The sequence below is a fragment of the Bacillus clarus genome (genome assembly GCF_000746925.1).
GTDB lineage: Bacteria > Bacillota > Bacilli > Bacillales > Bacillaceae_G > Bacillus_A > Bacillus_A clarus.
The window spans coordinates 3,796,710-3,818,118 of sequence record NZ_JMQC01000008.1 but is presented as its reverse complement, the minus strand read 5'-3'; the positions used below and the strand labels follow the sequence as shown (position 1 = coordinate 3,818,118).

At 35.9% G+C, this 21,409-nt stretch carries 25 protein-coding genes and 1 other RNA gene; 6 read left to right on the top strand and 20 right to left on the bottom strand.

Annotated elements, in window-relative coordinates; translation table 11 throughout:
- Window positions 1-57: 57 nt before the first annotated feature.
- Genes DJ93_RS32325 through DJ93_RS20475 form a run of 3 tightly spaced genes read left to right on the top strand, consistent with a single transcriptional unit; the run spans window position 58 to window position 2,355 of the window.
- Entirely contained in the window at window positions 58-204 is a 147-nt protein-coding gene (locus DJ93_RS32325) for a cytochrome c oxidase subunit 2A (protein WP_117287828.1), read from the top strand.
- A gap of 31 nt (window positions 205-235) precedes the next feature.
- Entirely contained in the window at window positions 236-709 is a 474-nt protein-coding gene (locus DJ93_RS20480; protein WP_042982910.1) for a cytochrome c oxidase subunit II, read from the top strand.
- Window positions 706-2,355, top strand: coding sequence for a b(o/a)3-type cytochrome-c oxidase subunit 1 (locus DJ93_RS20475; RefSeq protein ID WP_042982909.1), 1,650 nt, complete (start codon window positions 706-708; stop codon window positions 2,353-2,355). Before DJ93_RS20480 ends, DJ93_RS20475 begins: the two co-directional genes overlap by 4 nt.
- Before the next feature lie 109 nt (window positions 2,356-2,464).
- Here the strand turns inward: DJ93_RS20475 and DJ93_RS20470 are convergent, their stop codons facing one another.
- The 11 genes from DJ93_RS20470 to DJ93_RS20425 form a co-directional block, all read right to left on the bottom strand.
- The gene (locus DJ93_RS20470) at window positions 2,465-2,929 is read right to left on the bottom strand and encodes an SMI1/KNR4 family protein (protein WP_080743544.1); all 465 of its coding nucleotides are present in this window, start codon (window positions 2,927-2,929) and stop codon (window positions 2,465-2,467) included.
- Window positions 2,930-3,066: 137 nt separating this feature from the next.
- A complete protein-coding gene (locus tag DJ93_RS20465; RefSeq protein ID WP_042982908.1) occupies window positions 3,067-3,546 on the bottom strand; it encodes a GNAT family N-acetyltransferase in 480 nt (159 codons plus the stop codon).
- A gap of 87 nt (window positions 3,547-3,633) precedes the next feature.
- Window positions 3,634-5,151 carry a carboxypeptidase M32 gene (locus DJ93_RS20460; protein WP_042982907.1) on the bottom strand — a complete coding sequence of 506 codons (1,518 nt, stop codon included), beginning with the start codon at window positions 5,149-5,151 and terminating at the stop codon, window positions 3,634-3,636.
- Between the two features lie 124 nt (window positions 5,152-5,275).
- Window positions 5,276-7,213: an ATP-dependent DNA helicase gene (locus tag DJ93_RS20455; RefSeq protein WP_042982905.1), complete on the bottom strand. Its 1,938-nt coding sequence runs from the start codon at window positions 7,211-7,213 to the stop codon at window positions 5,276-5,278.
- Window positions 7,214-7,349: 136 nt separating this feature from the next.
- Entirely contained in the window at window positions 7,350-7,532 is a 183-nt protein-coding gene (locus DJ93_RS20450) for a DUF3921 domain-containing protein (RefSeq protein ID WP_042982904.1), read from the bottom strand.
- A gap of 62 nt (window positions 7,533-7,594) precedes the next feature.
- On the bottom strand, window positions 7,595-8,734 hold the full coding sequence (locus DJ93_RS20445) for a THUMP domain-containing class I SAM-dependent RNA methyltransferase (protein WP_042982903.1): 1,140 nt from the start codon (window positions 8,732-8,734) through the stop codon (window positions 7,595-7,597).
- A gap of 178 nt (window positions 8,735-8,912) precedes the next feature.
- Window positions 8,913-9,304: RNase P RNA component class B (gene rnpB, locus DJ93_RS30955), an RNA gene on the bottom strand.
- A gap of 87 nt (window positions 9,305-9,391) precedes the next feature.
- Complete coding sequence (gpsB, locus tag DJ93_RS20440) at window positions 9,392-9,727, bottom strand: cell division regulator GpsB (protein WP_042982902.1); 336 nt, start codon at window positions 9,725-9,727, stop codon at window positions 9,392-9,394.
- A gap of 97 nt (window positions 9,728-9,824) precedes the next feature.
- The gene (locus DJ93_RS20435) at window positions 9,825-10,379 is read right to left on the bottom strand and encodes an SLOG family protein (protein WP_042984275.1); all 555 of its coding nucleotides are present in this window, start codon (window positions 10,377-10,379) and stop codon (window positions 9,825-9,827) included.
- A gap of 53 nt (window positions 10,380-10,432) precedes the next feature.
- A complete protein-coding gene (locus tag DJ93_RS20430; protein ID WP_042982901.1) occupies window positions 10,433-10,876 on the bottom strand; it encodes a CotD family spore coat protein in 444 nt (147 codons plus the stop codon).
- 154 nt (window positions 10,877-11,030) lie between these two features.
- Window positions 11,031-11,519, bottom strand: coding sequence for a YppG family protein (locus tag DJ93_RS20425; RefSeq protein ID WP_042982899.1), 489 nt, complete (start codon window positions 11,517-11,519; stop codon window positions 11,031-11,033).
- A 177-nt stretch (window positions 11,520-11,696) separates the two neighbouring features.
- Between DJ93_RS20425 and DJ93_RS20420 the strand changes: the two genes are divergently transcribed.
- A complete protein-coding gene (locus DJ93_RS20420) occupies window positions 11,697-11,888 on the top strand; it encodes a YppF family protein (protein ID WP_042982898.1) in 192 nt (63 codons plus the stop codon).
- A gap of 24 nt (window positions 11,889-11,912) precedes the next feature.
- Here DJ93_RS20420 and DJ93_RS20415 read toward each other — a convergent pair whose 3' ends face one another.
- The 3 genes from DJ93_RS20415 to DJ93_RS20405 form a co-directional block, all read right to left on the bottom strand.
- A complete protein-coding gene (locus DJ93_RS20415) occupies window positions 11,913-12,257 on the bottom strand; it encodes a YppE family protein (RefSeq protein ID WP_042982897.1) in 345 nt (114 codons plus the stop codon).
- Window positions 12,258-12,272: 15 nt separating this feature from the next.
- The gene (locus DJ93_RS20410; RefSeq protein WP_042982896.1) at window positions 12,273-12,515 is read right to left on the bottom strand and encodes a hypothetical protein; all 243 of its coding nucleotides are present in this window, start codon (window positions 12,513-12,515) and stop codon (window positions 12,273-12,275) included.
- Between the two features lie 428 nt (window positions 12,516-12,943).
- Window positions 12,944-13,969 carry a DUF2515 domain-containing protein gene (locus DJ93_RS20405; protein WP_042982894.1) on the bottom strand — a complete coding sequence of 342 codons (1,026 nt, stop codon included), beginning with the start codon at window positions 13,967-13,969 and terminating at the stop codon, window positions 12,944-12,946.
- A 102-nt stretch (window positions 13,970-14,071) separates the two neighbouring features.
- On the opposite strand from DJ93_RS20405, the gene recU reads away from it, so the two are divergent.
- A complete protein-coding gene (gene recU, locus DJ93_RS20400; RefSeq protein ID WP_042982892.1) occupies window positions 14,072-14,674 on the top strand; it encodes a Holliday junction resolvase RecU in 603 nt (200 codons plus the stop codon).
- A gap of 65 nt (window positions 14,675-14,739) precedes the next feature.
- Window positions 14,740-17,424: a PBP1A family penicillin-binding protein gene (locus DJ93_RS20395; protein ID WP_042982891.1), complete on the top strand. Its 2,685-nt coding sequence runs from the start codon at window positions 14,740-14,742 to the stop codon at window positions 17,422-17,424.
- A gap of 20 nt (window positions 17,425-17,444) precedes the next feature.
- Here the strand turns inward: DJ93_RS20395 and DJ93_RS20390 are convergent, their stop codons facing one another.
- From DJ93_RS20390 to DJ93_RS20365, 6 genes are all read right to left on the bottom strand, one after another.
- The gene (locus DJ93_RS20390; RefSeq protein WP_042982890.1) at window positions 17,445-17,963 is read right to left on the bottom strand and encodes a YpoC family protein; all 519 of its coding nucleotides are present in this window, start codon (window positions 17,961-17,963) and stop codon (window positions 17,445-17,447) included.
- Window positions 17,964-17,966: 3 nt separating this feature from the next.
- Window positions 17,967-18,614: an endonuclease III gene (gene nth, locus DJ93_RS20385; RefSeq protein WP_042982888.1), complete on the bottom strand. Its 648-nt coding sequence runs from the start codon at window positions 18,612-18,614 to the stop codon at window positions 17,967-17,969.
- A gap of 15 nt (window positions 18,615-18,629) precedes the next feature.
- Entirely contained in the window at window positions 18,630-19,337 is a 708-nt protein-coding gene (gene dnaD, locus DJ93_RS20380) for a DNA replication protein DnaD (RefSeq protein WP_042982887.1), read from the bottom strand.
- Window positions 19,338-19,484: 147 nt separating this feature from the next.
- Complete coding sequence (gene aspB / locus DJ93_RS20375; protein ID WP_042982886.1) at window positions 19,485-20,672, bottom strand: aspartate transaminase AspB; 1,188 nt, start codon at window positions 20,670-20,672, stop codon at window positions 19,485-19,487.
- An 18-nt stretch (window positions 20,673-20,690) separates the two neighbouring features.
- Window positions 20,691-21,194, bottom strand: a complete 504-nt coding sequence (locus DJ93_RS20370; protein ID WP_042982885.1) for a cell wall elongation regulator TseB-like domain-containing protein — start codon at window positions 21,192-21,194, stop codon at window positions 20,691-20,693.
- 7 nt (window positions 21,195-21,201) lie between these two features.
- Entirely contained in the window at window positions 21,202-21,372 is a 171-nt protein-coding gene (locus DJ93_RS20365) for a YpmA family protein (protein ID WP_042982884.1), read from the bottom strand.
- Window positions 21,373-21,409: the final 37 nt, after the last annotated feature.

Here is a 21,409-nt window from a genome sequence, read left to right as displayed (position 1 = left end):
ATCTAAATTTTTTGTATTATAAAAACGTAAGATTTCATTTAACCAAGGAGGGCTACTATGGGGGAGCATAAATTACACGAAACAGAAAATGAGAGCACTCAAAAAAGTTCATTAAAAGGGACTTTAATCTCTGTTTTCTTCATTGGTTTTTTCATTATCTTCACCTGGTTTAGCGTCTATCAAATTTTCGTTAATCGGCTATAACATATCGTTTTGAAAAAAGGAGATGGTGGATATGCACTTACACAAATACGAAAAAATCTGGCTTATATTTGGTGTCAGTTCACTATTCGTATTTTTAGCTGTTTTAGGAATTAGCGCCTTTTATATGGGAAATAAACCACCTAGTTGTTTAACAACAATTGATCCTGAAAAAGTACATGCAACAGCGCCCTTCGATACTCCGGGTGTAAAACAAGTTGGTAAGAATCATTACCAAGTTACTATCATTGCTCAAGCTTTTTCCTTTACACCAAATACAATTAAAGTACCAAAAGGTGCAAAAGTGGACTTCGTCGTTACAACACAAGATGTTGTACACGGTTTTGAAATTGCTGGGACAAACGTCAATATGATGGTTGAACCAGGGTATGTAAGCACTGCTTCTCAAGTTTTTCAAAAGTCTGGGGAATATTTAATTGTTTGTAACGAATATTGTGGTACTGGCCATCATATGATGAGCGCGAAAGTGGAGGTGACGGACAAATGATTGTACTACAAGATAAAATAAGTAAACGAGATGCAAAGCTAGCAATCGCCCATATTCATGTTGCTTTTATCGCTCTCTTTTTAGGAGGATTATGCGGATTATTACAAGTTCTCGTCCGATCAGGGAAATTTAATTTACCTGCTGATATTGGATACTATCAAATATTAACGACTCATGGGGTATTACTCGGACTCGTATTAACAACATTTTTTATTATTGGTTTCTTATTCGCCTGTATGAGTAAAACAACCGGTGTTTTATCGAATGGTGTTCGAAAAACAGGTTGGATTGGCTTTTGGCTTATGACAATCGGAACTACAATTACTACAATTTTCATCCTACTTAATAAGGCAACCGTACTTTATACCTTCTACGCCCCATTAAAAGCACATCCAGGATTTTATATCGGACTTACTCTCGTTATCATTGGTAGTTGGCTCAGTGGATTTGCAATGTTTGCTCAATACCGAGCATGGAAAAAACATAATAAAGGAAAAATAGGTCCATTATTAAGCTTCATGGCTGTTGTCACAATGGCGCTATGGCTCGTAGCTACAATTGGCGTTGCTGCTGCTGCACTTATACAATTTATTCCGTGGAGCTTAGGATTCGTTGATAAAATCGATGTATTAGTTAGCCGAACTTTATTTTGGTATTTCGGTCATCCGCTCGTATATTTTTGGCTCCTTCCAGCTTATATGGCTTGGTATGTTATTCTCCCTAAAATTATTGGTGGGAAAATTTTTAGTGATTCATTAGCTCGCTTATCATTCATTTTATTTTTACTGTTCTCTATGCCTGTAGGATTTCATCACCAATTAACAGAGCCTGGTATTGATCCAGGCTGGAAATACTTACAGGTTGTATTAACATTCATGGTTGTCATACCGTCACTGATGACTGCATTCTCTTTATTCGCTACATTTGAACAATTCGGTCACTCTAAAGGTGCTACCGGATTATTTGGATGGCTTCGAATGCTTCCTTGGGGAGACGCTAGATTCTTCGCACCATTCGTTGGTATGCTCATGTTTATTCCAGCTGGTGCAGGTGGCCTTGTCAACGCAAGTAACCAACTAAATCAGGTGGTTCATAATACTGTATGGATAACGGGGCATTTCCATTTAACATTAGCAACATCTGTCGTACTAACCTTTTTCGGCATTAGTTATTGGCTCATCCCGCATTTAACAGGACGCATTATGACAAAGGAAATGAACCGACTTGCTATTATTCAAACTTGTGTATGGTCCATTGGTATGTTCTTTATGTCCGCTGGTATGCACTTCGCTGGGCTCCTCGGGGCACCGCGCCGCTCTGCTTTTTCAACATATGGAAATGCACAACAAGCACTCGAATGGATTCCATATCAAATTGCACAAGCAGTCGGTGGAGCAATTTTATTTGTAGGTATTGTCATTGCAATTATTATCTACTTAGACCTTGTCTTCTTCGCTCCAAAAGGGAAAACGGAATTTCCAATCGGCGAAGTGGCTGATGCATCTGAACACACACCGATGGTTTTCGATAATTGGAAACTTTGGATTGGCATTACAGCGCTCCTTATTTTATTTGCTTACACGATTCCCTTTATCGATATGATTCAAAACGCTCCTCCTGGTTCGAAAGGATTTAAGTTATGGTAAATAAAAAGCAGAGGGGAATTCGCCTCTGCTTTCTTTCTATTGAACATATTTAAGCGTAAACTTCCCCATTTACAAGCCCCCTTATAAAACTTTCAAAATCTTTTGCTAATCACGTAATTTTATACTCAGATTCTTGATCTATATGTACAACACAAGGTTCTCCTTTAGGCCCACACTCTCTATAATCAAGAAATATCATATCGTGTCCAGCCGAGGGACAATCACAAATCGCTATACCTATTTCAGGGTACCCCCATTCTTCAATCCAAAATTCACTACCGAATTCTCCGCCTAGTGAGGAAGCTTTTTCATATCCAATACCATAAATACCAGATATAGCAACATGATTCTCTGACCAACTTGTTGGAATATCTGTAGGAAAACAATCGTTTATTGGAATTCCTCCATTGTGTTCCTTCATTAACCAAATATAAGATGCAGGTAACTTATACCCTAACTCACTTTCTATTTTAGAAATTATTTCATCTGTAGGATATTCAGAAGCATATTCACTTCTTGCATATTCGCTATCATCCCAAAAAGAATCAAAATTAAAATTATTAAAATAGTCCATTTGAAAAATCCTCCTCACCTCAATAAAGTCTTTTCCTCATAAGCCTTTGTATTTAACAAAAGTAGATCAAACGAAGAAAATACTATCTTTCATCAAACAAATCACTAAAAATGTATTACTAAAACCTTTTTATTGCTTTAGTTTAATATATCTGAATTAGAATAAATCATCTTCAAAAATTCAAAGCGACTACCATTAGTCTCTTGTACAAATGTACCAACCGCTTCAAATCCTACTTTTTTATAAACTTTAATGGCCCTTTCATTAAATGTAGCGACTGCTAATGTTATGTGCCTTGGTTTATATTTTTCCTTACAAAACATTATGCCGGCCTGTACAAAATCTAATCCTAATCCATTTCCGGCCATATTCGGTTTCATTCCGAGCCCGATATCCACTGTATGTATATCAGTTTTATTAAAATTAAAAAATCCAACCATGTTATGAGTACACCAAACAGCAAATATGTTTTCTCCTCGTTCTTTAGGATTTAAGAATCCAGCTAAATCTTCCTCATCCGCTTCCATATCGTAAAAAGAATAATCCCCTTCATAATGCCAGCTATATGCGATTTCTTCCGCTTGTTCTTGTGTCATTACTTCAAAAGTATAACTCATCATTCTTTCCCCCTTGCGCGAGACACAAATACAATAAAATTTTTATTTATAAAAAGGGAGCCACATATATGTAGCTCCCTTTCTTTTTTACAACTCATAAATATCTTTATACTTCGCCTCTAAATAATCAGCTAAATAGTTTGCATTTAACCCTTCACCTGTAACATCAGCTAAAATTTCAAGTGGTTTTTTCGTTTTACCGTATTGGTGAATATTTTTTGTTAACCATTCACGAATTGGCGTTACGTTTCCTTCCTCTAATAATGCATCAAAATTCGGAATATCTTCTAACATCTTATGTTTAAATTGTGCTGCATACATATAACCAAGTGCATAAGATGGGAAATATCCAAATGATCCACCAGACCAATGTACATCTTGTAATACACCCTGTGCATCATTCTCTGGACGAATCCCTAAATAACTTTCCATCTTATCATTCCAGGCTTCTGGTAAGTCTTTTACTTGTAATGTGCCATCAAATAGTTCTTTTTCCAGCTCATAACGAACCATAACATGAAGCGGATATGTAAGCTCATCTGCTTCTATACGAATAAAGGACGGTTTTGATTCATTAATTGCATCATAGAATTCATCTACTGATACATTTTCAAATTGACCATCGCTGTATTGTTTCAATACATTATAATTTTTCTTCCAGAATGATTTATTACGACCAATAAAGTTTTCAAAGAATAGAGATTGTGATTCGTGAATCCCCATTGATGTTCCTTCGCAAAGCGGTGTTCCTTCTAATTGTTCTGCAATATTTTGTTCATACACAGCATGACCACATTCATGAATCGTGCCGAAAACTGCCATACGGAAGTCCTTCTCATCATAACGAGTCGTAATACGAACATCCCCTCTATTTAATGTAATTTCAAAAGGATGTATCGTTTCATCAAGTCGGCCAGCTTCAAAGTTATAGTTCAATTGATTTAATAATTCTAAAGTAAAATTCTCTTGTTGTTCTTTTGAAAAATGCTCAAATAAAGCATTTGTCTTCAGCTTTTTTTTCGATTCAGAGATTTCTTTCACAAGTGGAACGATGCGCTCACGCAGTTGACCAAATACGTGATCTAACGCTTCTACAGTAATACCAGGCTCATACATGTCTAAAAGTGTATTATATTTATACGTTTCATAACCCCAATATGTAATAAATTTCTTTTTAAATTCAACAATTTTTTCTAAATACGGACGGAACATTTCGAAATCGGATTTTTCGCGTGCTTCTTCCCATACACTCTCCGCTTTCGCTTCTAATTTTACATATGCTTCATATTCCTCTTGAGGAATTTTCTTATTTCGATCATATTCTTTACGACACTCTTCAACAATCTTCTTTGTCGTTTCAGAAAGTTTATTTTCAGAAATTAAAACTTCCAATTCATTTAAATAATTTCCCATCTCATCTGAAGTCGACATCGCAAACACTTCGGATGAAAGCATTCCAATTACTTCTGAACGTTGGTCCACACCTTTTTTGGGTGCTCCTGTTCGTAAGTCCCAAAATATTAAGCTTAATGCTTCCCCATAATTCTCTATCTTTTTCACATATGCTAAAAATTGCTTTTCTACTTCATATGTAGCAACTGTCATAGTATAAAAACCTCCTTTTTCTACCTCCCCCTTATTTCGACATAAAAATATAAATTCCTTTTGTTATAAAAAAAAAGCTTGGCTATCACCAAGCTTTTTCCTGTAACAAATGAGAAACTCTTACTTATAGTATTTGACCTTTTACGGGAAGTACTTTTTTCACTGCCTCTATCACTTTCTCATCTTCATGATCTGATAAGAATAATGAAATAGCACCTTTATCTTCGCTTGTACGAATTAGACGACCAATTCCTTGACGAAGACGTAAAATCATATAAGGTACATCTACATCCCAAAATGGATCATTTACATGTTTACGTTTTGCTTCAAACACAGGATCGTTTGGAGGGAATGGTAGTGACCAAATAATAACATGAGATAGGGAAGAACCTGGAATATCTAAACCTTCCCATAAATGAACAGCACAAAGTACAGTCTCTTCTTCATTTTGGAAACGCGAAACGAGCTGACTAATTTCTTGATCCCCTTCATATAAGAATGGAATTGACATTTGCTCTTTACTTACATATTCCTTAAATGCTGTAAGTTCTTGCGTTGTACGGAATAATACAAGTGTACGTCCATTTGTTTTTTGAATGTTTTCAAGTGTATATTGGCACTTTCTTTCCCATTCATTTTCTTTCGTATATGACGGTAAATTCACTTTCATTTGCTCTTCATAATCAAATGGTGACGCAACCGAGAATGATAAATAATCTTTTACCCCTAGACTATTTGCTGTAAACGCAAATGAATCATTGTCAGATAATGTCGCAGAAGAGAAAATATATGGAATCTTTTTCGAGAACACTTTCTCTTGTAATACCTCTTCTACTGCACGTGGCATAATAACTAACGTAAAGGCACCATCACCTTCTTCCCCCCATGTAATTACATTTTTCTCATGCATGAAGAGACGAAGTGAATGCTCTAACACATCTAAATGCTCATCTACAATATTTAAATCATATGTGTTTACTGTATACATTTCACTTTCAAATACTAATGCGTCACCGACTTCACCAATTTTTGCATAAAGTCGCTTCGCTTCAGCGGTTACCTTTTCTGTCACAGTAATTTCTAAACGATCAGAACCTGCAATTTCTTTCTTGTTTTCTTGTAAAACTTCGAAGAATCTTTCTGTTTGCCAAATTGTTTCTTCTACTAAATGAGCGAACTCTTCACGAATATCATTTTGTAGTAATCTCGTTAATAGCTGTTCCATCATCGTCTGCTTCAAACGATATGTTAGAGCTTTTTGCGCCGCATACTCTACAAGATGCCCTTCATCAAAGACAACACAACTACTTTCTGGTAATAATGGAATTTGACCTTCACGCTTACGAGCATCATACGTCCAAATATGATCCATATAGAAATCTTGAGAACAAATGATTAAATCTGCTGCTTTACGATAATGTTCACGAGACAGAGTTTGACCACAACGATGACGGGAATCACATGTAAAGCAATCTTGGAAATAGTCCCAATTCACTTTTGACCACTCTTCATCATTTAACAATGGGAATTCTTTTCGATCACCGTAATGCGTAAAGTTTTGCATCGTACCATGGTCAAATACGAACTGAGGTAATTCATAATATAAATCTTCAATTACTTCTGGAGCTCGTCCACTCATAACATCTTCAAGCTTACGTAAGCATAAGTAATTATCCATTGACTTCGCTAATCGCACATCAACAGACAGCCCTAATGCTTCAGACAATTTTGCAATGTCTCCTTCTTCTTTCACAAGCTGTTCAATTAGCGTTTCATCTGCACAAGCAATAATAGCTGGCTTTCCTGTATAACGCGCGTAACAAATTGCATATAAAAGATATACAATCGTTTTTCCTGTTCCTACACCCGCCTCTGCGAACATAACTTTCTTCTCTTGGAAAGCTCGTTCTAACTGAAACGCCATAAAAATTTGTTCATCGCGCTCTTCAAAACCTTTTTCTGGAAGGATATCGTAAAATACATCTCCAATCCACTCATTCAACTTATCATAAAAATTATCTTGTTTCCCTACTTCAAATGGCAATCTCTTCTCAGTAAACATCCTTAGCCTCCAACCAAAAAGTTTTTCTATAAAAAGATATAGCAACTGCTATTTATAAATAGCAGTTGCTTTCCCCTGTTGTAATACATAGAAATGTGCGAAAAAAATTTTCCTTTCTAGAAAGGAAAATTTTTTTCTATATTAATGACTTTAAATAACGCTTATCAATCAATGTTTCATGCGATAATGCAGATAAATACTCTTCCTGTGCTTTTTGTATTTCATCCGCAATGGTACCGTGAACGTCCATTTCTTTTCCCAGCTCATCATACGTGCGATGAATAGCCTTTTGAATCATTGATAATTGGAAACCATCCATATCGCTTCCTCCTTTTACGCATTGCATAATAGCCAGTATATGCGCGGAAAAGAGGTTTTATACTATGAATTACGCGGTGGACGTTTTCCGAAGTATTGGTAGTAATCTGTACGGATAAAGCCGTTAAACAGTTTACGTTTTTTCGATGCATCTTTTCCATAACATTTTTCAAACGCTTCATAGCTTGTTAATAAATACAATGACCACGTATCTAATGGGCGGAATACTTCTCCCATTTCTTTATATAATTTTTCAACAAGTGCTCTTTCACTTAAACGTTCCCCGTATGGAGGATTCGTTACAACATAGCCATATTCCTCTTTTGTTGTGAAATCTTTTACTTGCATTTGTTTAAATGAAATTAAATCCCCTAATCCAACTTCTTCTGCATTATCTTGAGCAACTCTTATCATACGATGATCGATATCTGATCCAATGATTTGCAATGGTTGATTGTAGTTTGCTAAATCTTCCGCTTCTTGACGAGCTTCGCGCCAATTTTGTTTACCAATCCAGCCCCATTCATCCGATGCAAAGCTTCTGTTAAATCCAGGTGCAATATTTTGTCCAATTAATGCCGCTTCAATTGGAATTGTTCCAGAACCACAGAAAGGATCAACGAACGGGCGATCTGGTTTCCAATTTGTTAGTTTAATTAAAGCAGCCGCTAATGTTTCTTTTAAAGGCGCTTCCCCTTGCTCAAGACGATATCCACGTTTATGAAGACCAACACCGCTCGCATCGATCGTTAATGTTGCAATATCTTTTAACATCGCAATCTCGATACGGAATAAAGGACCATCTTCTTCAAACCAAGTTGTACGTCTGTATGTTGTCTTTAATTTCTCAACAACAGCCTTTTTCACAATACGTTGACAATCTGACACACTAAATAATGTTGACTTTAAAGACTTTCCAATAACAGGGAATTCTCCATTTTCCGGAATGTAATCACCCCAATTTAATGCTTTTGTCTTTTCAAACAACTCATCAAACGTTGTTGCTTTAAATTCACCAACTTTAATTTTCACACGGTCTGCAGTACGTAACCATAAATTACTACGACAAATTGCCTTTGCGTCCGCTTCAAACGTTACTTTTCCGTTTTCTACTTCACATTCATAGCCAAGATCGCGAACTTCTCGTGCAACTAAAGCCTCAATCCCCATTGCTGCAGTTGCAATTAAAGTAACTTTTCCCATTTACATTCACCTCTTATGTATAATCAAACAATAATTAATAATGTTTCTTCTATTAATTATTACATATTCCGAATTTTTTTCTCATTTACCATTTTAACTCACATATTATAACTTCATACAAATAAAAAACCCTCCTCTTACAAAGGAGAGCTGAGTATTCCATAATTGGTTCATAACGTTCTGTAAGCCATGTTCTGTTCCTTTGTACTGCAAACGGCCCACGCCTCGTACTCCGGTGGCAATCATCTATCTACAGGTTACTAGAACCTGTCCTTTCCCATCGTTCATTTCCTTGGAAAAGATTCCCCTACCATTATTTGGGTTTCTCGCTCGTGGGGTTTACCTCGTTCCACTCCTATCATTTCTTCAAGGACTTCGTCACTGTGGCACTTTAAAGGTAGTCAAACCATATCCGAAAGGACTTAGGTTTTTTCCCTGCCGTTAAACCAGCTTTACAGCCAGAATACCCTAGCTTATGAATTGGCTAGGCACGAACACTACGACCATCTCAGGTCGTGCGAGCATGGACTTTCCTCTACAACGTTGGCGTTGCAGCGATTACCCAAACGTTATGACAAACATTAGTATAGTGGAAACAAAAAGATTTTGCAATGATTTTTTATATGTAATACGCTTTAATCTTTTTCTATCCTTATCTTACTCGTATAACTTACTTCCAAATACAGCTTTTTCTAGATTAGATAAACGTTTTAAAATATCTGTATTTGTATTGTTGTATACAGGTTGTGCAACTGGCGTTGGCACTGGTTGTTGCGGAGCTTGTGACACTGCTAATTTCTGTTCTTCCAATTCGCGCTTCAGACGAACATTTTGTTGCTGTAATTGTTCAAACTCCTTATGAAAAGCTTCGTAATCTTTAATGATCATATCAAGAAACTTATCTACTTCTTCTTGTTGATAGCCTCTCATACCTGTTTTAAACTCTTTTTCTAAAATATCTTTCGCTGTTAATTTAATTTTATCCGAAATCATTTTCTTCACCTCAAATTTTTGCCAAAACTTTCATTAACTAAATTTTTTCAGAAACAATGTCTTTTGTCAATCATATATACATGATATATATTACATATTACTCTGCATTATCCCACTGTTCCTCTTCTATTATATCTTGTAAATCAGAAAAAAGAATGAAATAACTGTGATAATTTTCTTTTTCTCCTTTTTTCTTTGCTGCTTCTACAATATATTTAGGGCTCCCTGGTTTTTCTACATCATATACAGCCAAAAGCGCATCACTTTTTTCAATAAAAAATTGATTCTTTAATTTAAATTGCTCTGGACTTTCATATTTTCTTTTCGTAATACTATCAATATGATCCGCCCTTGCAAGAATAGATTCATAATATTCACGGTTTCCTTCTTTCCAAGATTCCTCTTGCTCTAAAAAGGGAGTAAACACAGCTAACTTTAAATCCGGATATTCCTCCTGCATTTCAAAAACAACTTCAGCAGTCCATAATTCTACCCCTAATTGCCCACTAATAATGACCCATTCTAATCCTTCCTCAATAAAAGTGAGTAATTTGCGATGTACTGCTTTTTTTATACATACAACACCAGGATGGTCGTTTTTAAATATTCCAAGCTCAAATGGTTTATATCCTGTCACAGCAATAACCTTCATATCAACACTCCAATAAAAAAGAACTAGCATCTTTGCTAGTTCTAACATACCATTTACTTTTTAAATATTCCACCGACGTTTGGCCCGATATTTGGTCCGATTGGAGATACGTTTGGTCCTACATTTGGTCCGAATGGGGAGACATTCGGTCCTGGCCCAAATGGGGAGACGTTCGGTCCCGGTCCAAATGGAGATATTTGATGACCGTGGTGGTGGTGTCCATGACCACATGGGCCACATCCACCGCCAAATCCACCAACAAATCCCGGATCACCAGGGTCTACAACATTTACATTTGAGTTTGTTTGCGGGAAGAAGCCTTGATTTTTTATTTGTTGATGATGGACATGCGTTGTATGAGTTGGAAAAATGTGTGGCACCACCGTTGTTGAAAAAGAATGTGTTACACATTGTTTCGTTGGATGAATGACAGGAGCAGTTGTACAAATAGGTCCTGTAGGCTTATGCCCTCCAAAGCAAGGATGACAATGATACATAGTTTTTTCTCTCCTCTCTCATAAAAAAATCTGACTACACTTTACAATATGAGAGAAGGAGGAAAGCCGTTTGTTATATATACCCATTTATTTCATGGAAATTTGTCTATAGCCTACTTAATTCGTACCATTTTCTATGGACATGTCCCTACAATTATTTCGTGAAAAAGCCTCCAACTTGTTTTACAATCCCTGTCACTTGATTCATCGCATTCATCATCTGTCCAGCTGTATTCATCATTTTATTTACATCATAGTTACCATCTGCTGTTTTAAACTGGGATACAAAGCTAGAGAACTGACTTGGTTGCTGCTGTTGTTTTTGTTTATTCATCGTTGGATACGGCTGTTTCGGTGGATAAAACATAGATTGTTGATTCATATACGGAGCCGCTTGTGATGGTCCATAATATTGTGGATTCACATAAGGCTGCTGCTGTTGCTGTTGTTGATTCACATAAGGCTGCTGTTGCTGTTGTTGATTCATAAAGGACACTTCAAATGGCTGATAATAATTTTGGTTTCCATAATAAGGCGCGAAAGGATACATATTATAACGCAAATATGGATCCTCACTGTATTGATACATATTTTGCTCTGTATATGGATTTGTTTGTTGATATACATTAGAATGTTGAAACATGCATTCTCTCCCCCTTCACATAAGTTTCTACCTATAGAATATGTACCTATAAAATAAAATGTGTAACCATCTACATGTCTGTTTTTGTCGGAAGTTTAAATTTTTAAAAAAATTAGAAAGTAAACCCTTCCATGCTATGATAATGAAGAGAAAGATTCTCATGGGGGAGGAATCAACATGGTATTAGGGGATTTAAAACAAGTGTTTTCTGAAAAGAAGGGGTATTGTACAGAAAATATGAATGAATTGTTAGACTTCGCAAGACATTGTTACCTCGAAGGAAAAATATGTATATCAGATTATCGAACGTTAATACGTGAGTTAGAAATAAACGGGGCAACGAAACCTACAACTATTGCAGAATCATAAAAAACAAGAGGGTCTCCCCTCTTGTTACTTACATTGTTCTATAACATTTTGCAAAGTATATAAAATCGCTTGATGCGTTTCAAAAAAACGTTTCCCTTTTCCTTTATTCACAAAACATTGCAGTGCATTATTTTGCAGATTCTCATACACTTGATCGATCTGCTGCACATGTATATACTTTGGCTTTTCTTCTTTTATCCACTCATAAGCTAGTTCTTTCCAAGACTCTAACTCCTGATCCACCATATCGACAAATGGCTTCATATCCTTATAAAAATCAAACTCTCCAGCTTCTCTTTTTTTTATAATTGTTTCATCATTATACTGTATTAATTTTTCCGAAGATTTCATTAATGCTTCATACTTCACGCTATTCCCACCTTATTATGCACTCACTATGACGTTTTGAAACGTCTCTAGCCAACTTCCTTTTTCTTCATGATGCACTAATTTATTTTCCATATGCTGAATATGCATTTCTGTTATTTCCACCTTATTACATATATCTTCACGTTTATCCTTTAACGTATGATTAATTCTAAGAGTCACATTCATTTCTAGCAAATCAAGAGCACTTAACATTTGATCCATTTTCTTCATTACATTTTCCTTCTGAACCATCGCCATATATAAAACGCCTCCTTCTTTGCTCTTCCTTTGTCAAGTAATTTCGACGGTTCACTTATCACTCCTGCATACACGACAAAACTAGTTGATATTCGGCAAAGAAATCGGTTTGTATGTGTTTTATAGAAATGGTAACAATACAAAAGGGAGGTGTTACCATGGCAAAGAACAAAAACGAAAAGAAGAAAACGCAGAACAAACAACAAAACAAACCTGAGACTGGCAATCCAAAGCTTGATGGCCCAAACTTTCCTGCTACATAAGGGAATGTTCTAAATAAGTTTGGATATTGATTCAAACTCCTAATTGATTCCCTTCTTGTTATATCTCATTACAGATGAAGTTATGAAGCCACAATATGTATGTAGAACAACTCGTAATGAATTGCGAAGTCCCGCCTCCATATAAGAGTGCGGGACTTCTTCTTATTATATCATGAAGTCATCCATTCTTTTAACAAAACGATTCAATGAAGAGAAAATATGTAATTGATCCTGCTTTCCAATAAACCACTCCGTTATCTCTATTTCTTCCTTCGGTTCTTGAAACAAAAACAAAGGCTCTACATTCATTTCCACATGAAACCAATCACCCTTTCGTGGTTCTTCATGAAATACAATGGAGAATGTCTCTCTTAGCTCTGGTGTATCACCTTCTTTCGAAGCTTCAAAATAACGTTCATAATCTGTTCTCGATCCTGTATGACTAGTCTGCAGGGCGAAATAATAAAATAACTCCTTATATTTAGGATGAAATAATAACCACGCTAATCTCTTCCCAAACTCTATACGCTTTTGTAATGCTTCGAATTGATAAACAGAAAAACCGTATAGCCTACCTTCTATCGTTGGAAAAATAACAGCACTAAAATGAAAGAGCTCTTGAAATTTAAATAATAAAGTATTGAATACATTTTGTTGAAAATATATATTCTCGATAACTGGTTTTTGAATTTTATTTTGTTCATTAATAATGAGCGCTGTCATAAGCCTACTCATATCTCTTGTCTCAAAAAAAACGTCCCATTCTCTTTCCATAAAAATAGATATGTCAAAAAATTGCAACAAATGAAAGAGTGGTCTATTTTCCTCCTTACTTTGTTCATATAATAACAGTTGAGGATATGCATCTAAAAAAATAATCCAATTCGCCTTCTCATATGCAAGAAACAATCGCTTCCTCATTGTTTCAGATAAAACATTCGGATAATATTTCCCTGCTAAATCTGTCATATTCCATCCAGCATTCCTCGAAACCATACTTGCTAAAAATGACCACTTAATCTCTTTATTTCTCAAGTAATACTCTTGATACGATTGTGTGCGTGAAACATTGTCTATATTGGCTAAAATCGTCTGTAATTTAATCCTCTTAATGATATATTTTTCTTCTTCTGTGCAAGAAACATTGCCCCGATTCTTTTTAATTTTTTCGTAATCATTCCACACAAACATGAATTAATCACCATACCTCTCTTGAAAAAAGTCACATTTTTTTAGTTTTTTTGATATAATCACCTTTGTAAGTGATTCTAAGTAAGTTGGAGTGGACAAAACATGACCATTCGTTATCCTAACGGAAAAAGGTACAATCAAACTTTACAACCTCAAAAAAAACAAGTAAAAAAACATACTTATAGTAATAGAGGTATGTCTCTTGAAGAGGAGCTAAATGAAACAAATCAATATTATTTAACACATAATATTGCATGCGTACATAAAAAACCAACACCTCTTCAAATCGTAAAAGTAGATTACCCGGCTCGAAGCGCTGCCGTTGTAAAAGAAGCTTATTTTAAACAACCTTCTACTACAGATTACAACGGTGTATACAAAGGAAAGTATATTGACTTTGAAGCGAAAGAAACAAAAAATAAAACAAGTTTTCCGCTCCAGAATTTCCACCTTCATCAAATTGAGCATATGAAACAAGTAATTGCTCATAATGGTATTGCATTTGTTATTATTAAATTTACACTTTTTGATGAACTTTATTTACTCGATGCAAAATATGTCATTTCATTTTGGAATCGCCAAGATGCTGGTGGACGCAAATCGATTACGAAACAAGAAATCGAAGAGCATGGATCCTTGTTGTCATGCGGTTATCATCCCCGGATTGACTATATCCGTGTACTAGACACGGTTTATTTTTCGTGATAGAGTCAACACTAAGGCTCTTTTTTCGACTTTTGGGGAGAAAATGAAAGGTAGGAGAAAGTATAATGTCAGATAATTATCGTTCTCGTACAGAACGAAATCATGCAAAAAACCAAACGAAAGAAACCAATAAAAAGGAACAACCTAAGAAAAAAGGCTCCTTTTTCAAGAAATTTTTAATAACCTGTCTACTTCTTGGTATTGTCGGCCTTGTAGCTGGGGTTTCGGCTTTCTTTGTTATGGTAAAGGACGCTCCAAAATTAGATAAATCAAAGCTTGTCAATCCTTTATCAACAAAGTTCCTTGATAAGAATGGGAATTTCTTCTATGAATATGGTGCCGAAAAACGAACCCACGTCACTTACGATCAAATTCCAAAAGTAGTTGAAAATGCATTTCTTGCTACTGAAGATGCCCGCTTCTATGACCATAACGGGATTGATTTTAAACGTACAGGAAAAGCAGTGATGGAGAATATTACAGGTGGTTTCGGATCGCAAGGTGGTAGTACGATTACACAACAAGTAATTAAAAACTATTTTCTAACGATGGACAAAACAGCAAAACGAAAAGTACAAGAATGGTATTTGGCTTACAAATTAGAGCAACAATACTCTAAGCATGAAATTTTAGAAATGTACTTAAACAAGATTAATTTAGGTAACCGGTCGTACGGTATTGCAACTGCAGCAAAAAAATATTACAACAAAGACTTACAAGACTTAAAATTACATGAAGCTGCAATGCTCGCTGGTTTACCACAAGGCCCTAATATTTATGATCCAACTAAACCAGAAAATGTTGAACGGGCAACAAAGCGTCGTAATGTTGTACTAACATTGATGAATCGCCATGGTTATATTACAAAACAGCAAATGGATGAAGCAATGCAAATCCCTGTAACAGAAGGTCTCCTTCCATCTTCAGATGCCACTGAAATGAAATATCAAGCATTTTTAGATGCGGTTTTCAAAGAAGTTGAAAAAGAGATACCTGATGTAAATATCGGCTCTGATGGTTTAACAATCCAAACAACTCTTGACCTTGACGCTCAAGACTATGCGGATAAAATAATGGATGGAAATCTTATTAAATATCCAAATGATCAATTCCAAGGTTCATTTGTGTTTATGGACACGAAAACTGGAGAAGTTCGTGCACTTGGTGCTGGTCGTAAAGAAAATAAATCAACATTTAAAGGTCATAACATGGCTACGGATTTAAAACGTCAAGTCGGTTCAACAATGAAACCAATTTTCGACTATGGTCCGGCAATTGAAAATCTACAATGGTCTACTTATCATCAATTAAATGACTCAGAGTACACTTACTCTGATGGTACTAAAATTAAAAATGCTACAAACAGTTATAAAGGGGATGTGTCTCTACGTGACGCACTAAAAAAATCATTAAATATCCCTGCTTTAAAAACAGCTCAAGCAGTTGGCCTTGATAAATCAAAAGAATTCGCCAAAGGTCTAGGTATGACATTTAAAGAGGATGCTGTATATGAATCAACTGCAATTGGTAGTAATGAAGGCTCTCCATTAGATGTCGCTGGAGCTTATGCAACATTTGGAAATAACGGTATTTATAATAAGCCTCATTTCGTAAAAGAAGTTATTTTCCCAGACGGGAAAAAGAAAAACTTTAAACCGAAAGAAAAACGAGCAATGCACGATTATACAGCATACATGATTACCGATGTTCTTCGTGATGTTGTAAAACCTGGTACTGGCGGTACTGGTCCAACAGCTTACGTTCCTGGTTTTGACGTTGCTGGTAAAACAGGAACACAAAACTTTGATAAAGCAGTAATAAAGAGATATGGCATTCCAGAAGATGCAAACAGAGATAGTTGGTTTGCAGGATATACGCCACAATATACAATGGCTGTATGGACAGGTTACGAAAAAGATAGTGCAGAAAATTATATCGGTGACCGTTCTACAAAAATCGCCCAACAAATGTTCCAGGTGATGATGAGCAAATTCGCTACTGATAAATCTCGTTTCGAACGTCCATCTTCTGTAGAAGTAATCAATGAAGAATTGTACGTAAAAGGCGCGAAAAAAGATACGATTAAACAAATTAAAGTAGATCCACCTAGCGGAGTTAACGTCGCTTTCGATGCAGCGTCTAACTCAGTTACATTAAGCTGGTCTGGACCTTCAGATGTTGCTGCATATGCAGCAAGCTATAAAGCAACTGATGGTTCTAGTGGTAGTCTATCAGTAAACGGAACAACAGCTACACTTGGTGGCATAAAACCAGGTGTCACTTATAGCTTCTCTGTAGTGGCGAAGAAAGGAACTGGAACAAGTGATGCAGCAGGCGCATCCTTTACCGCTCCTGGCGGCAGTCCGGACGCTAAAAAGCTAGAGGAAGAGGCTAAGAAAAAAGCTGATGAAGAGGCTAAAAAGAAAGCTGATGAAGAAGCTAAGAAAAAAGCCGATGAAGATAAACTAAAACAAGAAGAAACACAGAAAAAAGCTGATGAAGAAGCTAAGAAAAAAGCCGATGAAGAAGCTAAAAAGAAAGCCGATGAAGAGGCTAAAAAGAAAGCCGATGAAGAAGCTAAAAAGAAAGCCGATGAAGAAGCTAAAAAGAAAGCCGATGAAGAAGCTAAAAAGAAAGCTGATGAAGAGGCTAGAAAAAAAGCTGAAGAAGAAAAGAATAAGCACCCAGAACCACCTGCCCCGGGAGATACTCCTCAAGCAGAGGGAAATGTTGCTACAACCGAATCATAATAAAAAAGAAGTCCCCTCTCCTAATGAGATGGGGACTTCTTTTTTATTACATTTCTTTTCGCAAACAGTTTTTCAATTTCTATATACAACTGTACTAATTGAATGTACGAATGATAATGACCTGGTTTTTTTATGATAAAAGAATACCGTTCCATAAAATTTACTGGCTGTATTTCTAATTTATCTGTATTCGCTTTTATATCATTCAAACTACATACCGGCTGTTCATTTAACCAATAGAGAATGGACAGCATGTGAGCAGCAAAGTGAATCATTGGAGCTTCAGCCTGTTCCTTCTTTCTATTCCGAAATAGCGTAGCAATGTCTTCTTGCTTACCTTTCCATTCATTTAATACAACAGGAATTGTTTTCTCCATTTCATTCCATGGCTTATAATCTTTTTCTATGTCAAATAAAAAATAAGTATTTTGTATCGTCTCTTCAAAAGATTGTTCCGTATTATAAATCATCCCATTTGGATTTCCCCTAAAAAATGGTGCGCACCAAAACTCTTCCGGGACTTTTACAACTCTCTCCATCTTCTATTTCCCCTTCATCCGCTTTTTCCCTTCACGGCATACTTCTAGTAATCGACACTCTTCGCATTGTGGACGCTGCGCTTTACAATGATAACGCCCAAAGAAAATCATACGGTGATGAGTAACTCCCCATTCATCCATTGGTACTTTCTTCATCAATGTTTTTTCAACTTCTAAAACAGAATCTTTCCAACGACAAATTGCTAGACGTTTACTCACTCGTTCTACATGCGTATCCACAGCGATTGCTGGAATCCCGAATGCCACCGAAACAACAACGTTCGCTGTCTTCCTACCTACCCCTGGTAGTTCCGTAAGCTCATCACGATTTTCCGGAACTTTACCATCATAATCATCAAGCAGCATCTGGCATAGTTTTTGAATGTTTTTTGCTTTATTTCGATACAATCCAATTGAACGAATATCTTGTTGTAACTCCTCTAAAGAAACATTTAAATAATCCTCTGGTGTTTTGTATTTTTGAAATAAATTTTTGGTCACTTTATTTACAAGTACATCTGTACATTGTGCTGATAATGCCACCGCAATTACAAGCTCAAATGGATTATCATGAATTAACTCACAATGTGCTTCTGGATACATATCCGCCATTGTATCTAAGCAATAGCGAATTTGCGTTTTATTCAACATATCTTTCCTCCTACATTACTGCTCCAACCAATTATAAAAAGGAACTTTTCCAGTATATTTTGTTTCTTGCTTTACTATTTGTTGCGGGCGTTGTTGGTTCGCTCTAAATTTCCGCCCCTGATCTTGCGCTTGATCTACGGTTTTAATTCCATTCTTTTTCCATTCAAATAAAATACGATCAATGTACCGGAAATTCAGTTTTCCACTTATCACCGCTTCTCGAAGAGCGGCTTGGATTAAATTAGGATGATGTTGGTCTTGATCCTCCCACATCCCTAACGTTTCACATTCAAATGGTGATAGTGGTCTACCAAATTCATTCTCAAAAATTGTATATAAATTCACTTGAAGTTTCTTCTGTTCTTTCTGTTCTTCCTCTATTGTTTCATTCATTAGAAAATGTAATATTTTTTCCCAAAGCGGCTGTAAAGAATAACTCTCACATACCATCGCTTCTGATTTTCGACTGCCTTCTAGCGCCAAAAAGCCCTTTTGAATTAAAGTTTGAATCACTTCCATGCATTTCATTTCTGTAATTGTCATTCGTCCTGCAATCTCTGAAGGAGTTGGAAACGAATTACCCGAATCTAAAAACGTATGCACATGAAGTACAACCATAAATTCCATTTCATTTAAACCTAATTTTTTATAATGCATCATAAGCAATTTAGGAATTGCGATGCTGCCCTGTTCAAACCACTCTAACATCATTTTTTTCTTCATCACCAAACACCTCGCTTTCTAGTATAACACACCTAACCTAATTTCTTTTTTCCACAATTCGTCAAAAAACCTCCCTATATATAGGGAGGTCATTTTCATTTGTTAAAAATAACTTATTTAGCCTATGAATAAAAGGAACACGCTTTTTTAAGCCTGTACTTTACTCTTCATAAACGTATTAATTCGTTCCAATGCTTTCTCTAATTGTTCAAGAGATGTCGCATATGATAAACGAACATTATTTGGAGCACCAAATCCTGTCCCTGGAACAAGAGCTACTTTTTCTTCTTCTAACAAGGCTTGTGCCCATTCATCAACTGTTTCATATCCAGCTAATGCTACAGCTTCTTTTACATTTGGGAATAAGTAAAAAGCGCCTTGCGGTTTAATACAAGTGAAACCTGGAATTTGAATTAATTTATCATAAATAATGTTTAATCGTTCTTCAAACGCTTGACGCATCATTTCTACAGGCTCTTGTGAGCCTGCATATGCAGCAATTGCACCGTATTGAGCAATTGAAGTGGGGTTTGACGTACTATGACTCGCTAAGTTCGTCATCGCTTTAATAAGCTGCTTATTTCCTGCTGCATATCCAATACGCCACCCTGTCATAGAATGTGATTTAGATACACCATTAATAATAAGTGTTTGTTCTTTTAATGCATTAGAAAGCTGAGCAATCGAAGTATATTCTACACCACCATAAACTAATTTCTCATAAATTTCATCAGAAACAATTAAAATGTCATGTTCTAAACATACTTCTCCAAGCTGTTGTAATTCCTCTTTGCTATAAATCATTCCTGTTGGGTTACTTGGTGAATTAATAATAACAGCTTTTGTCTTCTCTGTAATTGCCCCACGCAGCTGCTCCGCTGTAATTTTGTACTGATTGTCTTCTAGTCCTTCTACATAAACCGGCTTACCGCCAGCAAGCTTTACCTGTTCAGGATAACTTACCCAATAAGGAGTTGGGATAATAACTTCGTCTCCTTCATCAAGTAACACTTGGAATAATGTATAAAGTGCATGTTTCGCACCATTACATACAATAATTTCAGTTGGATCATACACTAATCCTTGATCACGAGTAAATTTCTTCACAATTTCTTGCTTCAATACCTGTAATCCACCAGTCGGTGTATATTTCGTATGTCCTTCTAACATTGCTTTATGTGCAGCATCCATAATATGTTCTGGTGTATTAAAGTCAGGTTCTCCTGCCCCTAATCCAATTACATCATGACCTTCAGCCTTTAATGCTTGTGCCTTTGCTGTAATTTCTAAAGTTGAAGACGGTGTTAAAGCAGCTACTCGCTTTGCTAATTTCATTTGTGGTTCCCCCTACATCTAATTTTCAATGCTGTAATGCGCAGCATATTCCCCATTTTGAAATTCTAGATAATAATACGTATAACGATCTTCCTGATCAATATATGTAATTTCCCACAACGGAACATCGTTTTCAGCACCTAATTTAGCTTTTACAATTTTTTTCGGTTTTGGCTTAGGCTTATCACTGTTTGTGTTTGCTTGTTCAGCCAATTTTTGTAAAGCTTCTTTTTCAGAAATTCCTTCGTTCTTTTTCTTTACTAGAACATTTCCTTTTTTATCAGGTACCCAAACAATAATTTGTTCTCCTTTTTCATCTACACCTTGTACGACTGTATATGAAGATTTTCCGTTATAATAATCAACAGACTTTATCTTTGTAAGCTTTGCTTTTTCTTTCGCAATTTCTACAGCTTTTGACTCTTTAGGAACTTTCTTTTCCATTGTTTTATTATAAACATGGGTCCCATATAATCCAATAGCAACGATAACGATAATAATAGCAACGATCCACTTTTTCATTGTATCACTACGTTCTGTATATCGTAAATACGGCTATTTCTTTTTCTTTTTCGTCCAGTGCCAATCCGAACATAAGATCTTGCTCTTTTAAAGTACGATTTAAACTATCAACAATTTTATATAAATCAGACGAATATTTAATACGCGTCGTTGATAGCACTTCGATTTTCTTCTCCATGAAAAAACTCCTCCGTTACACAAAAATTTCTAATTAT